The organism is Nocardioides plantarum, assembly GCF_006346395.1.
Lineage (GTDB): Bacteria > Actinomycetota > Actinomycetes > Propionibacteriales > Nocardioidaceae > Nocardioides > Nocardioides plantarum.
In genome coordinates this window covers 172,377-187,928 of sequence record NZ_VDMS01000002.1, presented here as the reverse complement: position 1 = coordinate 187,928, position 15,552 = coordinate 172,377, and the positions used below count along the sequence as shown (strand labels likewise).

At 72.1% G+C, this 15,552-nt stretch carries 15 protein-coding genes; 8 read left to right on the top strand and 7 right to left on the bottom strand.

The window, feature by feature from the left end:
- Window positions 1-85 precede the first annotated feature (85 nt).
- On the top strand, window positions 86-1,033 hold the full coding sequence (gene pgfA, locus FJQ56_RS12930; RefSeq protein ID WP_140009989.1) for a cell envelope lipid trafficking protein PgfA: 948 nt from the start codon (window positions 86-88) through the stop codon (window positions 1,031-1,033).
- Window positions 1,034-1,064: 31 nt separating this feature from the next.
- Here pgfA and FJQ56_RS12925 read toward each other — a convergent pair whose 3' ends face one another.
- A complete protein-coding gene (locus FJQ56_RS12925) occupies window positions 1,065-1,916 on the bottom strand; it encodes a class I SAM-dependent methyltransferase (RefSeq protein ID WP_342776455.1) in 852 nt (283 codons plus the stop codon).
- Window positions 1,917-2,051: 135 nt separating this feature from the next.
- Between FJQ56_RS12925 and FJQ56_RS12920 the strand changes: the two genes are divergently transcribed.
- Together FJQ56_RS12920 and rpsA are read left to right on the top strand one after the other, a co-directional pair.
- Window positions 2,052-2,948 (top strand): phosphotransferase family protein, encoded by an 897-nt coding sequence (locus tag FJQ56_RS12920; RefSeq protein ID WP_246084139.1) that lies wholly within the window; start codon window positions 2,052-2,054, stop codon window positions 2,946-2,948.
- 158 nt (window positions 2,949-3,106) lie between these two features.
- The gene (gene rpsA, locus FJQ56_RS12915; RefSeq protein ID WP_211350997.1) at window positions 3,107-4,579 is read left to right on the top strand and encodes a 30S ribosomal protein S1; all 1,473 of its coding nucleotides are present in this window, start codon (window positions 3,107-3,109) and stop codon (window positions 4,577-4,579) included.
- A gap of 99 nt (window positions 4,580-4,678) precedes the next feature.
- Here the strand turns inward: rpsA and FJQ56_RS22180 are convergent, their stop codons facing one another.
- Window positions 4,679-4,849, bottom strand: a complete 171-nt coding sequence (locus FJQ56_RS22180; RefSeq protein ID WP_170215397.1) for a hypothetical protein — start codon at window positions 4,847-4,849, stop codon at window positions 4,679-4,681.
- A gap of 93 nt (window positions 4,850-4,942) precedes the next feature.
- On the opposite strand from FJQ56_RS22180, the gene FJQ56_RS12910 reads away from it, so the two are divergent.
- On the top strand, window positions 4,943-5,887 hold the full coding sequence (locus tag FJQ56_RS12910; RefSeq protein WP_140009987.1) for a GlxA family transcriptional regulator: 945 nt from the start codon (window positions 4,943-4,945) through the stop codon (window positions 5,885-5,887).
- A gap of 72 nt (window positions 5,888-5,959) precedes the next feature.
- Here FJQ56_RS12910 and FJQ56_RS12905 read toward each other — a convergent pair whose 3' ends face one another.
- Window positions 5,960-7,201, bottom strand: a complete 1,242-nt coding sequence (locus tag FJQ56_RS12905; RefSeq protein WP_140009986.1) for a class I adenylate-forming enzyme family protein — start codon at window positions 7,199-7,201, stop codon at window positions 5,960-5,962.
- Window positions 7,198-7,893, bottom strand: a complete 696-nt coding sequence (locus tag FJQ56_RS12900; RefSeq protein WP_140009985.1) for a TetR/AcrR family transcriptional regulator — start codon at window positions 7,891-7,893, stop codon at window positions 7,198-7,200. Before FJQ56_RS12900 ends, FJQ56_RS12905 begins: the two co-directional genes overlap by 4 nt.
- Before the next feature lie 129 nt (window positions 7,894-8,022).
- On the opposite strand from FJQ56_RS12900, the gene FJQ56_RS12895 reads away from it, so the two are divergent.
- Genes FJQ56_RS12895 through coaE form a run of 3 tightly spaced genes read left to right on the top strand, consistent with a single transcriptional unit; the run spans window position 8,023 to window position 9,921 of the window.
- Window positions 8,023-8,988 (top strand): NAD-dependent epimerase/dehydratase family protein, encoded by a 966-nt coding sequence (locus tag FJQ56_RS12895; protein WP_140009984.1) that lies wholly within the window; start codon window positions 8,023-8,025, stop codon window positions 8,986-8,988.
- A 39-nt stretch (window positions 8,989-9,027) separates the two neighbouring features.
- On the top strand, window positions 9,028-9,318 hold the full coding sequence (locus FJQ56_RS22455) for a hypothetical protein (protein ID WP_211350995.1): 291 nt from the start codon (window positions 9,028-9,030) through the stop codon (window positions 9,316-9,318).
- Window positions 9,319-9,327: 9 nt separating this feature from the next.
- Complete coding sequence (coaE, locus tag FJQ56_RS12885; RefSeq protein ID WP_140009983.1) at window positions 9,328-9,921, top strand: dephospho-CoA kinase; 594 nt, start codon at window positions 9,328-9,330, stop codon at window positions 9,919-9,921.
- Between the two features lie 21 nt (window positions 9,922-9,942).
- On the opposite strand, the gene FJQ56_RS12880 is transcribed toward coaE, so the two are convergent.
- The 3 genes from FJQ56_RS12880 to FJQ56_RS12870 all read right to left on the bottom strand — a co-directional run bounded on the left by FJQ56_RS12880 (window position 9,943) and on the right by FJQ56_RS12870 (window position 13,873).
- Window positions 9,943-10,407 carry a GNAT family N-acetyltransferase gene (locus FJQ56_RS12880; RefSeq protein ID WP_140009982.1) on the bottom strand — a complete coding sequence of 155 codons (465 nt, stop codon included), beginning with the start codon at window positions 10,405-10,407 and terminating at the stop codon, window positions 9,943-9,945.
- Window positions 10,408-10,491: 84 nt separating this feature from the next.
- Complete coding sequence (locus FJQ56_RS12875; RefSeq protein WP_140009981.1) at window positions 10,492-11,448, bottom strand: sigma-70 family RNA polymerase sigma factor; 957 nt, start codon at window positions 11,446-11,448, stop codon at window positions 10,492-10,494.
- A gap of 247 nt (window positions 11,449-11,695) precedes the next feature.
- The gene (locus FJQ56_RS12870; RefSeq protein WP_140009980.1) at window positions 11,696-13,873 is read right to left on the bottom strand and encodes a S9 family peptidase; all 2,178 of its coding nucleotides are present in this window, start codon (window positions 13,871-13,873) and stop codon (window positions 11,696-11,698) included.
- A 307-nt stretch (window positions 13,874-14,180) separates the two neighbouring features.
- On the opposite strand from FJQ56_RS12870, the gene FJQ56_RS12865 reads away from it, so the two are divergent.
- Complete coding sequence (locus FJQ56_RS12865) at window positions 14,181-15,548, top strand: HNH endonuclease signature motif containing protein (protein WP_140009979.1); 1,368 nt, start codon at window positions 14,181-14,183, stop codon at window positions 15,546-15,548.
- Window positions 15,549-15,552: the final 4 nt, after the last annotated feature.

The window sequence follows — 15,552 nt, the reverse complement described above, 5'->3', positions numbered from 1 at the left end:
GACAAAAGACACCATTCACGTAGAACGCGTTCTACTGTGACCTCGACCACCCCGAAGGGGGGTCTGTCCTTGGGAGGGGAAGCTCGTGCGCAAAGCTCTTGGATTCGTGTTGTTCGGATTGGGTGCAGCACTGCTCGCCATCGGTCTCGTCGCCGCCATCTGGGCCCCCGGTCGGGTCAAGCAGACGCCGGTGGACGTCGACACCACGACCCGTCTCGAGGGGACGGCCGCCAAGCTCGACGCCGCGACCGGCGAGCTCAGCGCGCCACGACCGATCAAGATCTACAGCCTGACCCAGACCGACAGCAAGGTCTCCGACGACAAGGTGGTGGCCTTCGTCAACACCCAGTGCGTGGTCTTCTCCGACCAGGGGGACATCCCCGACTGCGGACCCCCGACCGAGCAGGGCGCCGACACCGACCCCCGGGTGGTCGACATCGGGATCGACCGGTTCACCACCGACCGGGTGACCGCCGAGGGCGTCCCCAGCAAGGGCTACATCGACGGCGCGGTCGACCACGTGGGCTTGGTCAACAAGTTCCCGTTCGACAGCAAGAAGCGCGACTACCCCTACTGGGACGGGGCGACCGGGAAGGCGTGGCCCGCGAAGTTCGTCGAGGCCGTCGACCTCAAGGGACTGCCCACCTACCACTACCAGGTGGTCATCAAGGACCAGCCGGCCGAGGTGACCGAGGGCACCGAGGGCACCTACAGCCAGACGGTCGACATCTACGTCGAGCCCAAGACCGGGGCGGTGGTGCAGCAGATCCAGGACCAGCAGCGCTACCTCGCCGACGGCACCCAGGTCCTCGACCTCAAGGCCCAGTTCACCGACAAGCAGGTCCAGACCAGCGTGGACGACGCCGACGACAACATCGCCAGCCTCACCCTGATCACCCGGACGATCCCGCTGATCGGCATCATCGCCGGTCTCCTCCTCATCCTGGCCGGCGCGGTGCTGGCGGTCCTGGCCCGCCGTCGCGAGGAGGTCGACGTGCCCGGCGCCCGGCGCCGCGAGCCCGTCCCTGCCTGACCTGTCCCACCCGGTGGGCTGAGCTGGGGGGTCAGCCCCGGTCTGCGGCGAGGACGGCCGTGCCCGGCAGGTACTTGCCGCGCACGGCCGACCAGCCGCCCCAGACCCGGTCGTGACCCTCGGGCCACTCGGGCTCCAGCAGCGTGTGGAGCCGGAACCCCGCACCCGCCAGCAGCGCCACCCAGTCGCCGAGCGTGCGGTGGTGCTCGACGTAGGACACCCGGCCGGTGTCGGAGTCGAACTCGACGTACGGCGTGCGGTCCCAGTAGGACTGGCTCGCGACCAGGCCGGCCTCGGAGGGGTCGTCGGCGAACGCCCAGCGCGTGGGGTGGGTGATGGAGAACGCGAAGCGACCGCCCGGGCGCAGCACGCGGGCGGCCTCGGCCACCGCGAGCTCGATGTCGCTGACGAACTGCAGCGCCCCGAAGCTGCAGAAGACGACGTCGTACGTCGCGTCGGCGAAGGGCAGGTCGGTGGCGGTGCCCTGGACCGAGGGGACCACCACCCCGGTGTCGTCGTCGATGCGGCGGGAGTGCTGCAGCTGACGCCACGACAGGTCCAGCCCCACGGCGCGACCGCCCCGGGTCCGGACCCAGCGCGAGCACTGCCCGGCACCCGAGCCGACCTCGAGCACGTCCTTGCCGGCGACGTCGCCCAGCACGCGTGCCTCGGCCTCGGTCAGCCCCTCGGGACCCCAGACGAACCCGGCGTCGCCGAGGAACGCGCCGTGGGTCGCCTGGTACTCGTCGGCGTAGGCGTCCCAGTCGGGGCCGTTGGCGCGCCGGGACTCCTCCTCGTCGACCTCGCGACGCTGCGACCGGGTCGAGTCCGGGAGCGGGGCGTGATGTCGCGAGTCGGGCGCCAGCGGGTCGGGAACGCTCACGACGCGGTCACGAGCCCGAGCTCGGCGGTGCTGCGGGGGGCCATGGCAGCACCGTATCCAGGGCTGCCGTGTCCAGGGCTAGCATCGCGGGATGCGAGTCGCCGGTCTCCTCGTCCTTGCCCGCGGGTCCGCACGGTGACCGACTTCGCGTCGCTGGAGCCGCTCGAGGGCGGCTGGTCGGGCGAGACCTTCGTGGCCCGGGTGGGGGAGGGGAGCGCGGCCGAGCGCCAGGTCGTGCGCATCCACGTCCGCGACCCCGACCGCGCCGCGGTCGACGCGGCGCTCCTGCGCCTGGTGCGGGGGCTGGTGCCGGTGGCCGAGGTGCTCGAGGTGCGCCCCGCCGTGGGCGGGATGCCGGCGCTGCTGGTGACGTCGTTCCTGCCCGGCGTGCGCGGCGACCTGCTGCTTCCCGATCTCGACGACGCGGGGCTGGTCGCGGTCGGCCGGCAGGTCGGCGACCTGGTCGCCACCCTGGGCGGGATGCCGCTCGTGCGTCCCGGAAGGTTCGTCGGGCCCGACCTGGCGATCGAGCCGTGGGACCTCCCCGACGGCCTGCCGGGGTGGGTGGAGACGCACCTCCCGGCCCTCGCGCACTGGTCCTACGACGAGAAGGCGGCGCTGGGGGACCTGGCCGCCGACGCCCAGGAGCTGCTCGACACCGTCGCGCGCACCTGCCTGGTGCACAGCGACCTCAACCCCAAGAACCTGCTGCTGGACCCCACGACCCTCGAGGTCACCGCGCTGCTCGACTGGGAGTTCGCCCACGCCGGCCACCCCTTCACCGACCTGGGCAACGTGCTCCGCTTCGAGGGCGACGGGCCCTGGCAGCCCTACGCGGACGCCGTCCTGGCGGCCTACCACGAGCGCCGCGGTACGCCGCCGGGCGAGGCCCGCGCCCTGGCCCGGGCCGCCGACCTGTGGGCGCTGGTCGACCTCGCGGCCCGGCGCGGGGCCAACCCGGTCGCCGAGCGGGCCGACGACCTGCTGCGCGCCATGGTGCGAAGTTTCGACACCGTCGTACCCGGCGCGTAGAGTCACACACTGCGCCAGAGGTCTGCCGTCGTCCCGTACGGAGTGGCCCTCGGCTCGCTATCGCCCTCGCTGGTCACCGACCGGCTCGTCTCGGTAGTGGAACCGGATCTCCGGCGTGCCCACACGACTTCTGTCCACCCCCGAGGAAACCCATCCCCTTGACTACCTTTGCTTCTCTCCACGACTACGACGCGCCCCAGGTCGCGATCAACGACATCGGCTCCGAGGCCGACTTCCTGGCGGCCATCGACCTGACGATCAAGTACTTCAACGATGGCGACATCGTCGAGGGCACCATCGTCAAGGTCGACCGCGACGAGGTCCTGCTCGACATCGGCTACAAGACCGAGGGTGTCATCCCCTCGCGCGAGCTCTCGATCAAGCACGACGTCGACCCCTCCGAGGTCGTCTCCGTCGGCGACCTGGTCGAGGCCCTGGTCCTCCAGAAGGAGGACAAGGAAGGCCGCCTGATCCTGTCCAAGAAGCGCGCCCAGTACGAGCGCGCCTGGGGCACCATCGAGCAGGTCAAGGAAGAGGACGGCGTCGTCGAGGGCACCGTCATCGAGGTCGTCAAGGGCGGCCTCATCATCGACATCGGCCTGCGCGGCTTCCTGCCCGCCTCGCTGGTCGAGATGCGCCGCGTGCGCGACCTGCAGCCCTACGTGGGCCAGGTCCTCGAGGCCAAGATCATCGAGCTCGACAAGAACCGCAACAACGTGGTCCTGTCGCGCCGTGCCTGGCTCGAGCAGACCCAGTCCGAGGTCCGCCACGGCTTCCTCACCCAGCTCCAGAAGGGCCAGATCCGCAAGGGTGTCGTGTCCTCGATCGTCAACTTCGGTGCGTTCGTCGACCTCGGCGGCGTCGACGGTCTGGTCCACGTCTCCGAGCTGTCCTGGAAGCACATCGACCACCCGTCCGAGGTCGTCACGGTCGGCGACGAGGTCACCGTCGAGGTGCTCGACGTCGACATGGACCGCGAGCGCGTCTCGCTGTCGCTGAAGGCGACCCAGGAGGACCCCTGGCAGCACTTCGCCCGCACCCACCAGATCGGTCAGATCGTGCCGGGCAAGGTCACCAAGCTGGTGCCCTTCGGCTCGTTCGTCCGCGTCGAGGAGGGCATCGAGGGCCTGGTGCACATCTCCGAGCTGGCCGAGCGCCACGTGGAGATCCCCGAGCAGGTCGTCCAGGTCAACGACGACGTCATGGTCAAGATCATCGACATCGACCTCGAGCGTCGCCGGATCTCGCTGTCGCTCAAGCAGGCCAACGAGACCGCGACCGCCTCCGACGTCGAGGAGTTCGACCCCACGCTCTACGGCATGGCGGCGACCTACGACGACCAGGGCAACTACGTCTACCCCGACGGCTTCGACTCCGAGACCGGCGAGTGGCTCGAGGGCTTCGACGACCAGCGCGCGGTGTGGGAGGAGCAGTACGCCAAGGCGCACGCTCGCTGGGAGGCCCACGTCAAGCAGCAGGCCGACGCCAAGACCGCCGACGCCGAGGCCAGCGAGGCCACGTCGTACTCCTCCGTCGGCGAGGTCGAGGAGGGCGAGGGCGACGGCGGTTCGCTCGCCTCCGACGAGGCCCTGCAGGCGCTGCGCGAGAAGCTCACCGGCGGCCAGGCCTGATCGCCTGCCCCACCTGAGCAGCACCTGATCGACGTACGACGACGAAGGCCCGGTCCCCGTGAGGGGGCCGGGCCTTCGTCGTGCGACGAGCGCGAGGGATCAGGCGGCACGGTCGAACGACCCGTACGTCGCCCGTGCGGCGGGGGCCACGAAGTCGGGGTCGATCCGGTGGGAGCGGGGCGGGCGAGCGGGCCCGTCGTAGAAGAGGCAGCGCAGGCTGCCGACGATGCCGGCGACGGCCAGGACGGCGAGGACGAGGAGGAAGGTCATGTCCCTCACTATCCGCTTGGTCAGAACCGTCGACCAGTGGCAGTAATGACGGGGTTAGTCGATTTTCTGCCATCGATCCCGTAGGGTCACGGCATGCACAAGGTCGCCGTCGTGGTCCAGGACGGGGCCGAGCCGTTCGGGCTCGGCTCGCTCGTCGAGGTGTGGGGCGAGCCCTACCACCCCGAGGACGACAACCCGGTCTTCGACTTCCAGGTCTGCACGCCTACCCCCGGCCGGGTGCGCGGGCGCTCCGACTACGACCTGTTCGTCGAGCGGGGGCTCGACACGGCCGACGATGCCGACCTGGTCTGCTTCGCGCCGCGCTACGACTTCCTCGACTTCGACCCCCGGGTGCTCGACGTGGCCCGGGCCGCCTACGAGCGGGGCGCCGTGGTCTACGCCCACTGCAGCGCCGCGTTCCTGCTCGGCGAGGCCGGACTCCTCGACGGGCGCGAGTGCACCACCCACTGGCGCTACACCGACCGGATGGCCGCGCGCTACCCGAAGGCGGTGGTGCGTCCCGACGTCCTCTACTGCCACGACGACAACGTGCTGACCGGGGCCGGGTCGGCCGCCGGCATCGACGCCTCGCTCCACCTGCTGCGCCAGACCTTCGGCGCCCGGGTGGCCGCGACCACCGCGCGCCGCATCGTGGTCCCGCCCCACCGTGACGGCGGCCAGGCCCAGTTCATCGCCCGCCAGGTCGTCGACTACCAGGCCGAGACCCTCGGCGCCGTCCTCACCTGGGCCGCCGAGCACCTCGCCGACAACCTCGACGTCGAGAGCCTGGCCCGCAAGGCCCACATGTCGCCGCGCACCTTCGCGCGCCGCTTCCGCGACGAGACCGGCACCACCCCGCACTCGTGGGTGACGGCCCAGCGGCTCCAGCTGGCCGAGGAGATGCTCGAGCGCACCGACAACTCGGTCGACCAGATCGCGGCCGAGGTCGGGTTCGGCAACGCCGCCACCCTGCGCCACCACTTCACCCGGGTGCGCGGGGTCAGCCCCCAGGTCTACCGCCGCCAGTTCGCCTGCTGAGCTCCCGGCCCCACGTCGGTCGAGGTGCGAGGAGCCCCGGCGACGAGCCTCGAGACCACCGCAGGATGACGACTACGGCAGCCGGTCGCGCAACACTTTCCCAGTCAGCGTCCGGGGCAGCTCGTCGAGGAACACCCAGGTCTTGGGCCGCTTGGGCGGGGCCAGCCGCTCCCGCGCGTACGCCGTCAGGTCGGCCGTGGTGGCCGAGCCGACCACCGCGGCGCACACCCGCTGGCCCCAGTCGGGGTCCTCGACGCCGTAGACCGCGACGTCGGTGACCCCGGGGTGCTCGGCGAGCACCAGCTCGACCTCCAGGGGATAGACGTTGACGCCCCCGCTGATCACGAGGTCCTCGCGCCGCCCGTCCAGGTAGAGGTAGCCGTCGCCGTCGAGGCGGCCCAGGTCGCCCACCGTGAACGCGCGGTCCTCGCCCGTGCCGCGCCAGGCGTCGGCGGTCAGCCCCGGCTCTCGGAAGTAGGTGAACCGTGCGTGGGGCGGCACCACGCACCAGATCGTGCCGTCGGCGTCCGTCGACAGGGTGCGCCCCGGGCGGGCGCGGCCCACGGTGCCGGGCCGCTCCAGCCACTCCTCACTGCGGCAGGCCGTGAACTGGCCCTCGGTCGAGCCGTAGAACTCCCACGTCGAGCCGGCGGGGAACTCGGCGAGGAGTCGCCGCTTGACGTCGACGGGACACGGCGCGCCGGCGTGCGCCACCAGCCGGAAGCACGACAGGTCCGGCACTCCGACCTCGTCCCAGTGGGCGAAGAGCCGCTGCAGGTGGGTCGGCACGCAGAACATGGTGGTCGGCCGCTCGCGGCCGATGGCCTCGGTGACCCGGGCCGGGTCGAAGGTGCCGGGGAGCACGACGCGGCCACCGGCGAGCACCGTTCCCATCGCGAACCGCAGCGGCGCCGAGTGGTAGAGCGGACTCAGCACGAGGTTGACGTCGTCGGCGCGAAAGCCCCACAGGTCGCGCTCCTCGGCCACCAGTGCCTCGGCCTGCGCGGGTGGGAGCAGCCCGCTCCACACGCCCTTCGGCGTGCCCGTGGTGCCGCTCGTGCAGTGCATCGGTCGGGCGCGCGGGACGCCCCGGTCGGGCGTGGTGACGGCGGCCAGACCGGCGGCGTCGGTGACCACGACCGTCGGGTCGAGCGGGGTGAGGATGCGATCGCGCTCGGGCCCGGTGAGTCTCGGGTCGAGCGGGATGGGCACGATCCCGCGCGCGAGCAACGACAGCACCGCGTCGAGGTAGGCCGTGGTCGGCGGCACCAGGAGCGCCACCCGGTCGCCCTCGCGCAGGGGCAAGGGCCTCACGTGAGGCCGAGATCGGCCGCCAGCTGGTCGACCACGGTGGCGTAGTGGACGTCGTAGTCGAGGACGCCGCGGTACATGTGACCGAAGAGCTCGAGCGAGATGTGGCCGAACAACGTCGACCAGGCCATCAGGCCGCGCACGCCGTACGCCGGGCTCAGCGGCGGGTCGACGAAGGCCAGCACCGGCGCCAGGGCGGCCTTCTCGGCGGCCGAGACGCGCTCGGGGCCGCGGGGACGGCGTCCGGCCTGCTGGGCGTCGCGGACCAGCTCGAGCAGGGCGACGGACACCCGGGTCGCGGGGACGACGGTGTCGTCGGGGGCGGCGTACCCGGGAACGGGGGAGCCGTAGGTGAGCGCGTACTGGTGCGGGTGCTCGACGGCCCACGTGCGCAGGGCCTGGGCCATCGCGCGGAACCGACCACGCAGGTCTCCCCGACGCACCGAGGCGCCGGCCTCCTCGACCGTGGCGCCGAGGTCGTCGTAGGCCTGGACGATCAGGGCCGTGAGCAGCGCGTCGCGGCTGGGGAAGTAGCGGTAGACGGCCGACGACGCCATGCCCAGGTCGCGCGCGACGGCCCGCACGGACAGGGCGGCCGGGCCGATCTCGGCCAGCTGGCTCGCTGCGTTGTCGAGGATGGCCTGGGTCAGCTCGGCCCGGGCGGCGGCCCGGGCGGTGCGGGGTGCGGTGGGCATGGGGTGATCCTGCCTCGGGCGGAGAGCGGTGGCAACAAAAGAGAGCACTGCTCTTGTATCTTTCGTCTCACGATGGCATGCTCGTCAAAACGAGAGCGGTGCTCTCCCAATGACCTGAAGGAGAAGATCATGAGCAAGCACGTGGTGGTGGGAGCTGGTCCGGTGGGCATGGCGACGGCGCGGGAGCTGGTCGACCAGGGGCACGAGGTGGTCCTGGTCAGTCGGTCGGGGAGCGGCCAGGGCGTCGAGGGCGTCCGCCGGGTGGCGCTCGACGTCTCCGACGCCGCCGCGCTCACTGCGCTCACCGACGGGGCGGCCGCGATCTACAACTGCGTCAACCCGCCGTCGTACGACGTGTGGTCGACCTGGTGGCCGCCGATCGCCCAGGCGCTGCTCGCTGCCGCCGAGCGGACCGGGGCGGTGCTCGTCACGGCGTCCTGCCTCTACGGCTACGGTCCGACCCGGGCCCCGATGGTCGAGGGACAGCCCGATCTCGCCACCGGTACCAAGGGCCGCCTGCGCGCGACGATGTGGGCCGAGGCGCGCGAGGCCCACGAGGCCGGACGCCTGCGTGCTGTCGAGGTGCGGGGCTCGGACTTCATGGGGCCCGGCGTCACGATGTCCCACGTGGCCGTGGTCGCCCCCGCGGCGCTGGCCGGCAAGGCGGTGCGGGTCTTCGGAGCGGCCGACCTGCCGCACTCCTACACCGACGTGCGTGACATGGCCCGCACGATGGTCGCCGTCGCCGGCCGGCCCGAGACCCACGGCCGGGTCTGGCACGCGCCCACCAACCCCGCGGTCTCCCAGGCCCAGGCGGTCTCGGACGTCTGCCGGGCCGCCGGACGCGAGCCCGTCGCGGTGCGGGTCTGGCCCCGCGGCATCCTGGCGGTGGGGGGTCTCTTCGTGGGGTTCTTCCGCGAGATGCGTGAGACCGTCTACCAGTTCCAGCGCCCCTACGTGCTCGACTCGAGCCTCTCCGAGCGCGAGCTCGGGCTGGCCCCCACCCCGTGGGACGAGATGTGCCGGGCCACGGCCGAGGCCGCCCTCGGCGCCCCGGTGTCGGACCCGAGGGTCGGCGTCAGCCTCGGCGGCTGAACCAGGCATGACCCGGCCCCGGACGGGCAGGAGGCACGCATGATGCCGATCCTGCTCACCGTCCTCGCGCTGGTCGTCGTCGTGCTGGCGTTCGGCGCCTGGCGTGGTGCCCGTACGGCCGCGCCGCGCGCCCGGCGCGCGTCGTCGGACAGCGGCTACGTCGATGCCGGCGGGGCGGCGTACACCGGGGCCGACGACGGCCCGCGCCACCACGGCGGAGGCGACGACGGAGGTGGCTGGCTCGACGGCGGGGGCGGCGACAGCGGAGGCGGGGGCGGCGACAGCGGTGGCGGCGGGGGAGACGGCGGCGGGGGCGGGGGCGGCGACTAGGCTCGCTGCGTGCGCGTGGGACTGACCGGAGGCGTCGCCTCGGGCAAGAGCTCGGTGGCCGACATCCTGCGTGAGCTGGGGGCCACGATCATCGACGGTGACGTGCTCGCCCGCGAGGTGGTCGAGAAGGGCACGCCCGGCTTGGAGCGGGTGGTGGCGGCCTTCGGTGCCGAGATCCTGACTCCCGACGGCGACCTCGACCGGCCGCGGCTCGGTCAGCTGGTGTTCAACGATCCCGAGCAGCGCCGGCGTCTCGAGGCGATCGTGCACCCCCTCGTCTTCGAGCGGTACGCCGAGCTCGAGAGCGCCACCGGGCCCGACGACCTGGTGGTCCACGACATCCCCCTGCTGGCCGAGTCCGGTCGGGCCGACGGCTTCGACGCCGTGATCGTGGTCGACGGGCCCGACGACCTGCGGATCGAGCGGATGCTCCGGGACCGCGGCTGGACCCGCGAGGACGCCGAGTCGCGGATCGCCTCGCAGGCGACGCGTGAGCAGCGCCTGGCCATCGCGACCCACGTCATCGACAACGCCGGCTCCCGTGAGCAGCTGCGCGAGCGGGTCGAGCAGGTCTTCGCCGAGCTCACCTCCGACCGCGGGTGAGGCGGCAGGGTCGGGGGAACGTCAGAGCGTCCTGGTCATGAACCGGCTCGACGGGTCGGGCCGGTAGCCCGCGAAGGGCTCGCACGCGACGAAGTCGTGCCGGGCGTAGAGCCGATGGGCCGGGGCGAAGAAGTCCTGGCTGCCGGTCTCGAGGCTGACCCGGGTGAACCCCGCGTCGCGCGCCTGCTCGAGGGCGAAGGTCAGCAGCCGCGCCCCGATGCCCTGCCCGAGCCGGTCGGGCGCCGTGCGCATCGACTTCAGCTCGGCATGGCCGTCGGGCGGACCCGTGAGGCGCTTGAGCGCGACGCACCCCACCAGGTCGCCACCGTCGTACGCCGACCAGAACGACACGTCGCGGGCCCGGAGCCCGGCGAGGTCGAGCGCGTGGCTGGAGCCGGGCGGCGAGGTCGCCCGCAGCTGGGCGACATGCGCCTCGAGGAACGCCACGACGGCGGCGCTGGTCAGGTCGTCGGGCTCGATCCGCACGGTCTGAGCCTAGGGAGACCGGCCCCAGGACGCACGAGAGCCCCACCGCGACTGCGGTGGGGCTCTCGTCGTACGGGGGTCGGGTCAGGCCGCCAGGTCGGGGTCGCCGAGGCGACGCAGCTTCTGCAGCGCCTCGCGCTCGAGCTGGCGCACCCGCTCGGCGGAGATGCCGTGCTTGGCACCGATGTCGGCGAGCTTGTGCTGGCGCCCGTCGACCAGGCCGTAGCGCGAGCGGATGATGTCGGCGGCGCGCTCGTCGAGCGAGCCGACCAGTGCGTTGAGCCGGTCGCGGGACTCGGTGTCGAGGACCGTCAGGTCGGGCGAGGGAGCGGTCTCCTGGGCCATCAGGTCGCCCAGCGAGGTGTCACCGTCCTCGTCGACGGGGGTGTCGAGGCTGACGTGCTCGCGACCCCAGGCCATCAGGTCGAGCACCCGCTCGACCTCCATGCCGAGCTCGGCAGCGATCTCGGTCGGGTCGGGGTCGCGCCCGAGCTGACGCTCGAGGGTGCGGCGGGCGCCGCCGACCTGGTTGAGCTCCTCGACCACGTGCACGGGCAGTCGCACCACGCGGGCCTGCTGGGCGATGCCGCGGGTGATCGCCTGGCGCACCCACCACGTCGCGTAGGTCGAGAACTTGTAGCCCTTGGTGTAGTCGAACTTCTCGACCGCGCGGATCAGGCCGGTGTTGCCCTCCTGGATGAGGTCGAGCATCGGCATCTGCGCCCGGCCGTACTTGCGGGCGATCGAGACGACGAGCCGCAGGTTGGCGGTGATGAAGGTGTCGACGGCCTTGCGGCCCTCCTCGGCGAGCCACTCGAGCTCCTCCTGGGTGGCGCGCATCGGCGCGCCGCCCTTCTTGCGTCCCACACGACCCTCGGCGAGGAGGGCCTCGGCCATCAGGCCGGCCTCGATCGTCCGGGAGAGCTCGACCTCCATGGCAGCGTCGAGCAGGGGGTTGCGGGCGATCTCGTCGAGGTAGAGTCCGACGCTGTCGCGCCCCTCGATCTCGCGGGTGACCCGTGTTGCGGTCCTGGTTGCCATGGGGGACCCTCCTTCAGTCTCGTGGCCGACCTTGCGTCCACGTCTGGTTCAACAGTCGTCCGGGAAGGTGGATTCCCACATCACCCGGAAGGCTTCACGCTGCGCATCTTCACGCTGCGTATGAGGCCTTCGAAAGCAACGACGCTTCGGATGGCTCGAGAGTTGCCGGACGGGCCAGATCTCAGGCACTTCTCAATATCCGCACCGATTTCCGCACCGAGGTGCGCCTGAGGAGCGCGGGTGGCTCTCAGGTGGGGGACACCTCGGCCAGGCCCAGCACGTCGAGGATCCACGCCAGGGTGAAGGCCCGGTCCTTCCAGGCCTGGTAGCGACCGGACACACCACCGTGCCCGGCGGACATCTCGATCTTGAGCAGGACGTCGGCGTCGACGCCGACGGCGCGCAGCCGGGCGACCCACTTGGCGGGCTCGACGTAGAGAACCCGGGTGTCGTGCAGCGACGTCTCGGCGAGGATCCGCGGGTAGGGGTGGGCGCCGACGTTGTCGTAGGGCGAGTAGGCCGCGATCGCGTCGTAGGCGTCGGCGTCGGCCTCGGGGTTGCCCCACTCGTCGTACTCGGTGACCGTCAGGGGCAGGGTCGCGTCGAGCATCGAGGTGAGCGGGTCGACGAACGGCACCTGCGCCACGAGGCCGGCGAACGCCTCGGGAGCCTGGTTGGCGACGGCGCCGATGAGCAGGCCGCCGGCGCTGCCGCCCTCGCCGACCAGCCGGTCGGCGGTGGTCCACCCGGACTCGACCAGGTGTCGTGCGCAGGCGACGAAGTCGTCGAACGTGTGCTGCTTGTGGGCCAGCTTGCCGTCGTCGTACCAGCGGCGGCCGAGCTCGCCGCCCCCGCGCACGTGGGCGATCGCGAACGCCGCTCCCCGGTCGAGGAGCGAGAGCCGGGCGATCGAGAACGACGGGTCCGTCGACAGCTCGTAGGCGCCGTAGGCGTAGAGGTGCAGCGGCACGGGCTGCCCGCCGGCCCGCGCGTCACGGCGTACGACGAGCGAGATCGGGACCTGCTCGCCGTCGGCCGAGGTGGCCCAGAGCCGGTGCTCCTCGTAGTCCTCGCGGTCGTAGCCGCCGAGGACCGGCGCCTGCTTGAGCAGGGTCAGCTCGCGGGTGCGGACGTCGTAGTCGTAGACCGAGGACGGCACGGCCATCGTGACGTAGCCCAGGCGCACGGTGGGCTGGTCGAAGCGCGGGTTCGCCCCCGAGCCGACGGTGTAGACCTCCTCGTCGAACTCGACGAGGTAGTCGCCGACCCCGGTGGGGGACTCGGGGTCGAGCTCGAGGATGCGCAGCTGGGTGAGCCCGTTGCTGCGCTGGTGGACCACGAGGTGCCCGGCGAACGCGTCGACGTCCTCGAGGCGGATGGCGGGGTCGTGGGGCAGGAGGGCGACCCACTGCGCCCGGGGGGTCGGCTCGGCCGGCGTCACGGCCAGCTCGAAGTCGGGTCCGGTGGCGTTGTGCAGGACCAGGAAGCGGTCCTCGCCGGCCAGGACGGCGTGCTCGACGGAGTACTCCACGCCCTCCTCGCGGGGGGCGAAGACGCGCAGGCCGAGCTCGGGGGCGTCGGCGTCGAGCACGTGGTACTCACTGGTCGTCTTGGAGCCGGAGGCGACCACGAGGAACCGGTCGCTGCGGGTGCGCCCGCAGCCGACCCAGAAGCGGCCGTCGGTCTCGTGGAAGACCAGCTCGTCGTCGGCCTGGGTCGTGCCGAGGCGGTGCCGCCAGACCTTGTCGGCGCGCCAGGACTCGTCGACGGTCGTGTAGTAGAGGTGCTCGCCGGACCGGTCCCAGGTGCCGCCGCCGAGGGTGCCCTCGATGACGTCGTCGAGCAGGTCGCCCGACGCCAGGTCCTTGAACCGGATCGTGTAGCGCTCGTCGCCGACGACGTCGACCGCGTAGGCCAGCAGGGTGCCGTCGGGGGTGATCGTCGAGCCGCCGAGCGAGAAGAAGTCGTGGCCCCGGGCGAGCACGTCGAGGTCGAGCAGCACCTCCTCGCCGGGCAGGGCGGGCTGGTCGGGCGTCGCGTCCTCGGCCGGGCGCGGGGGCGTCCAGTCGTCGGGGCCGCGCACGGGGACGCGGCAGCTGGCGCCGTACTCGCGGCCCTCGAAGGACCGGCCGTAGTACCAGTGCTCGCGCACGCGCGTCGGCACCGACAGGTCGGTCTCGCGGGTGCGGGCCTTGATCTCGCCGAAGACCGCGTCGCGCAGCGCGGCGAGGTGGGCGGTGCGCTGCTCGGTCCAGGCGTTCTCGGCCTCGAGGTGCGCCAGGACCTCGGGCGACTCCTTGTCGCGCAGCCAGTCGAAGTCGTCGGTACGGGTGCGGCCGTGGTGCTCGGTGGTGACGGGGCGGCGGGCTGCGACCGGGGGGCCGGCGGGAGTCTCGGCCGTGGTGCTGGAGGCGGGATCGGTCATGTCGTGACCGTATCCACCGGCCTGGGTCGTCCCGGTCGGCGGCCGGGGCCGACCGGGGGACGCCCCGGAGACGGGTCGGGTGTGCTCGGCGGACCCGCCGCCTCGCGGCGGGGGCGGTCTGCCCTGGAGCCGAGGTCACGAGCCGGACGCGGGAAGCGACGGTTCACCGGCCGGCACCCTCTCGGGCCGTCGGGGCTGAGACGTCACTGCCGAGACGGGCCGAGCCGTCAGCCGTGTGAGCTCACGGCTTGTCCACAGCGCCGCGAAAGGGACTTGATTCGAACATGTGTTCTAGTAGACTGGGTGCATGCCCGCCGCCCTCGCCGACACCGCCGTGACCCCGGCGTTGCTGCTCGACGAGGTCCGCCGTGCCCGCGCTGCGGCCGAGGCCGCCGAAGCCCGGATCATGGAGCTGGCCGTGGAGTGGGCCCACGCCCACCCGGTCCTCGAGGGTGGTGAGGGGTGGCAGATCACGTCGGCTACCGGGGTGCCCTACAGCGAGGTCGATGGGATCGCCCTGGCCCTGGACCCCACCGACCCGGCTGCTGAGGAGCTGGTCGAGTGGTGCGGGATCCCGCCGGTGGCCTGGGATGCCCCGGCTGCGTTCGCTGCGGCCAACAAGATGTCCACCGCCGCCGGCAAACGCCTGATCCGTGACGCGTTGATCCTGCACCACCGCCTGCCCCGGACCTGGGTGCGTGTGACCTGCGGTGAGGTCCCGGCCTGGCGGGCACGTCGGGTCGCTGAGGCTGTGCTGGCCGCCCCGGCTGACGTGGTGGCCTACGTCGATGACCAGGTCGCCCCGGTCGTGGGGACCATCGGCACCGTCACCCTGGACCAGGTCGTGGACCGGGCGATGATGCTGCTGCACGCCGAGGCCCGTGAGGCCGACCAGGCCTGCGCCACCGAGTCCCACGAGGTCCGCTTCCACGGTGACGCTCAGCCCGACGGGACCGCAGAGCTCTACGCCCGCGGGGACTGGAAGGACCTCCACGACCTCCACCAAGCCGTCACCCACGTCGCTGCCGCACTCAAGGCCGCTGGCGACGAGGACGACCTCGACGTACGCCGCGCCCGCGCACTCGGGGTCCTCGCCGACCCCGCCCAGGCGTTGGCGCTGCTCGCCGGTACCGACGCGCCTGCGCCCGCCAAGCAGGCCGTGCTCTACCTGCACCTGACCGACCTGGGACTGCTCGGCCTGGACCCCGTCGCCCTCAACGACACCACCCGCCACGCGATGCTCACCACCCAGGTCCAGCAGTGGCTGGCCCGCACCGACACCCACGTCGTGGTGAAGCCGGTCATCGACCTGGCTGAGGACCTGTACACCGAGTCCTACGCCATCCCCGACCGGCTGCGTGAGCAGACCCAGCTCCTGCATCCCACCTGCGTGTTCCCCTTCTGCACCCGCCCCTCGCGACGCTGCGACTGCGACCACATCGACGCCTGGTCGACCGAACCCGGCCAAGGCGGGGCGACCTGCACCCACAACCTCGCCCCTCTCTGCCGACATCACCACCGCCTCAAGACCCACACCGGGTGGACCTACCGACGCCTCGACACCCGACTCTTCCTGTGGACCGACCCCCACGGCAACCACTACCTGCGCGACCGAGGTGGGACGTCGGTCGTCAGCCAGACCTCGAGGACGGCCACCGACCCTGCGGGAGGATAGGACG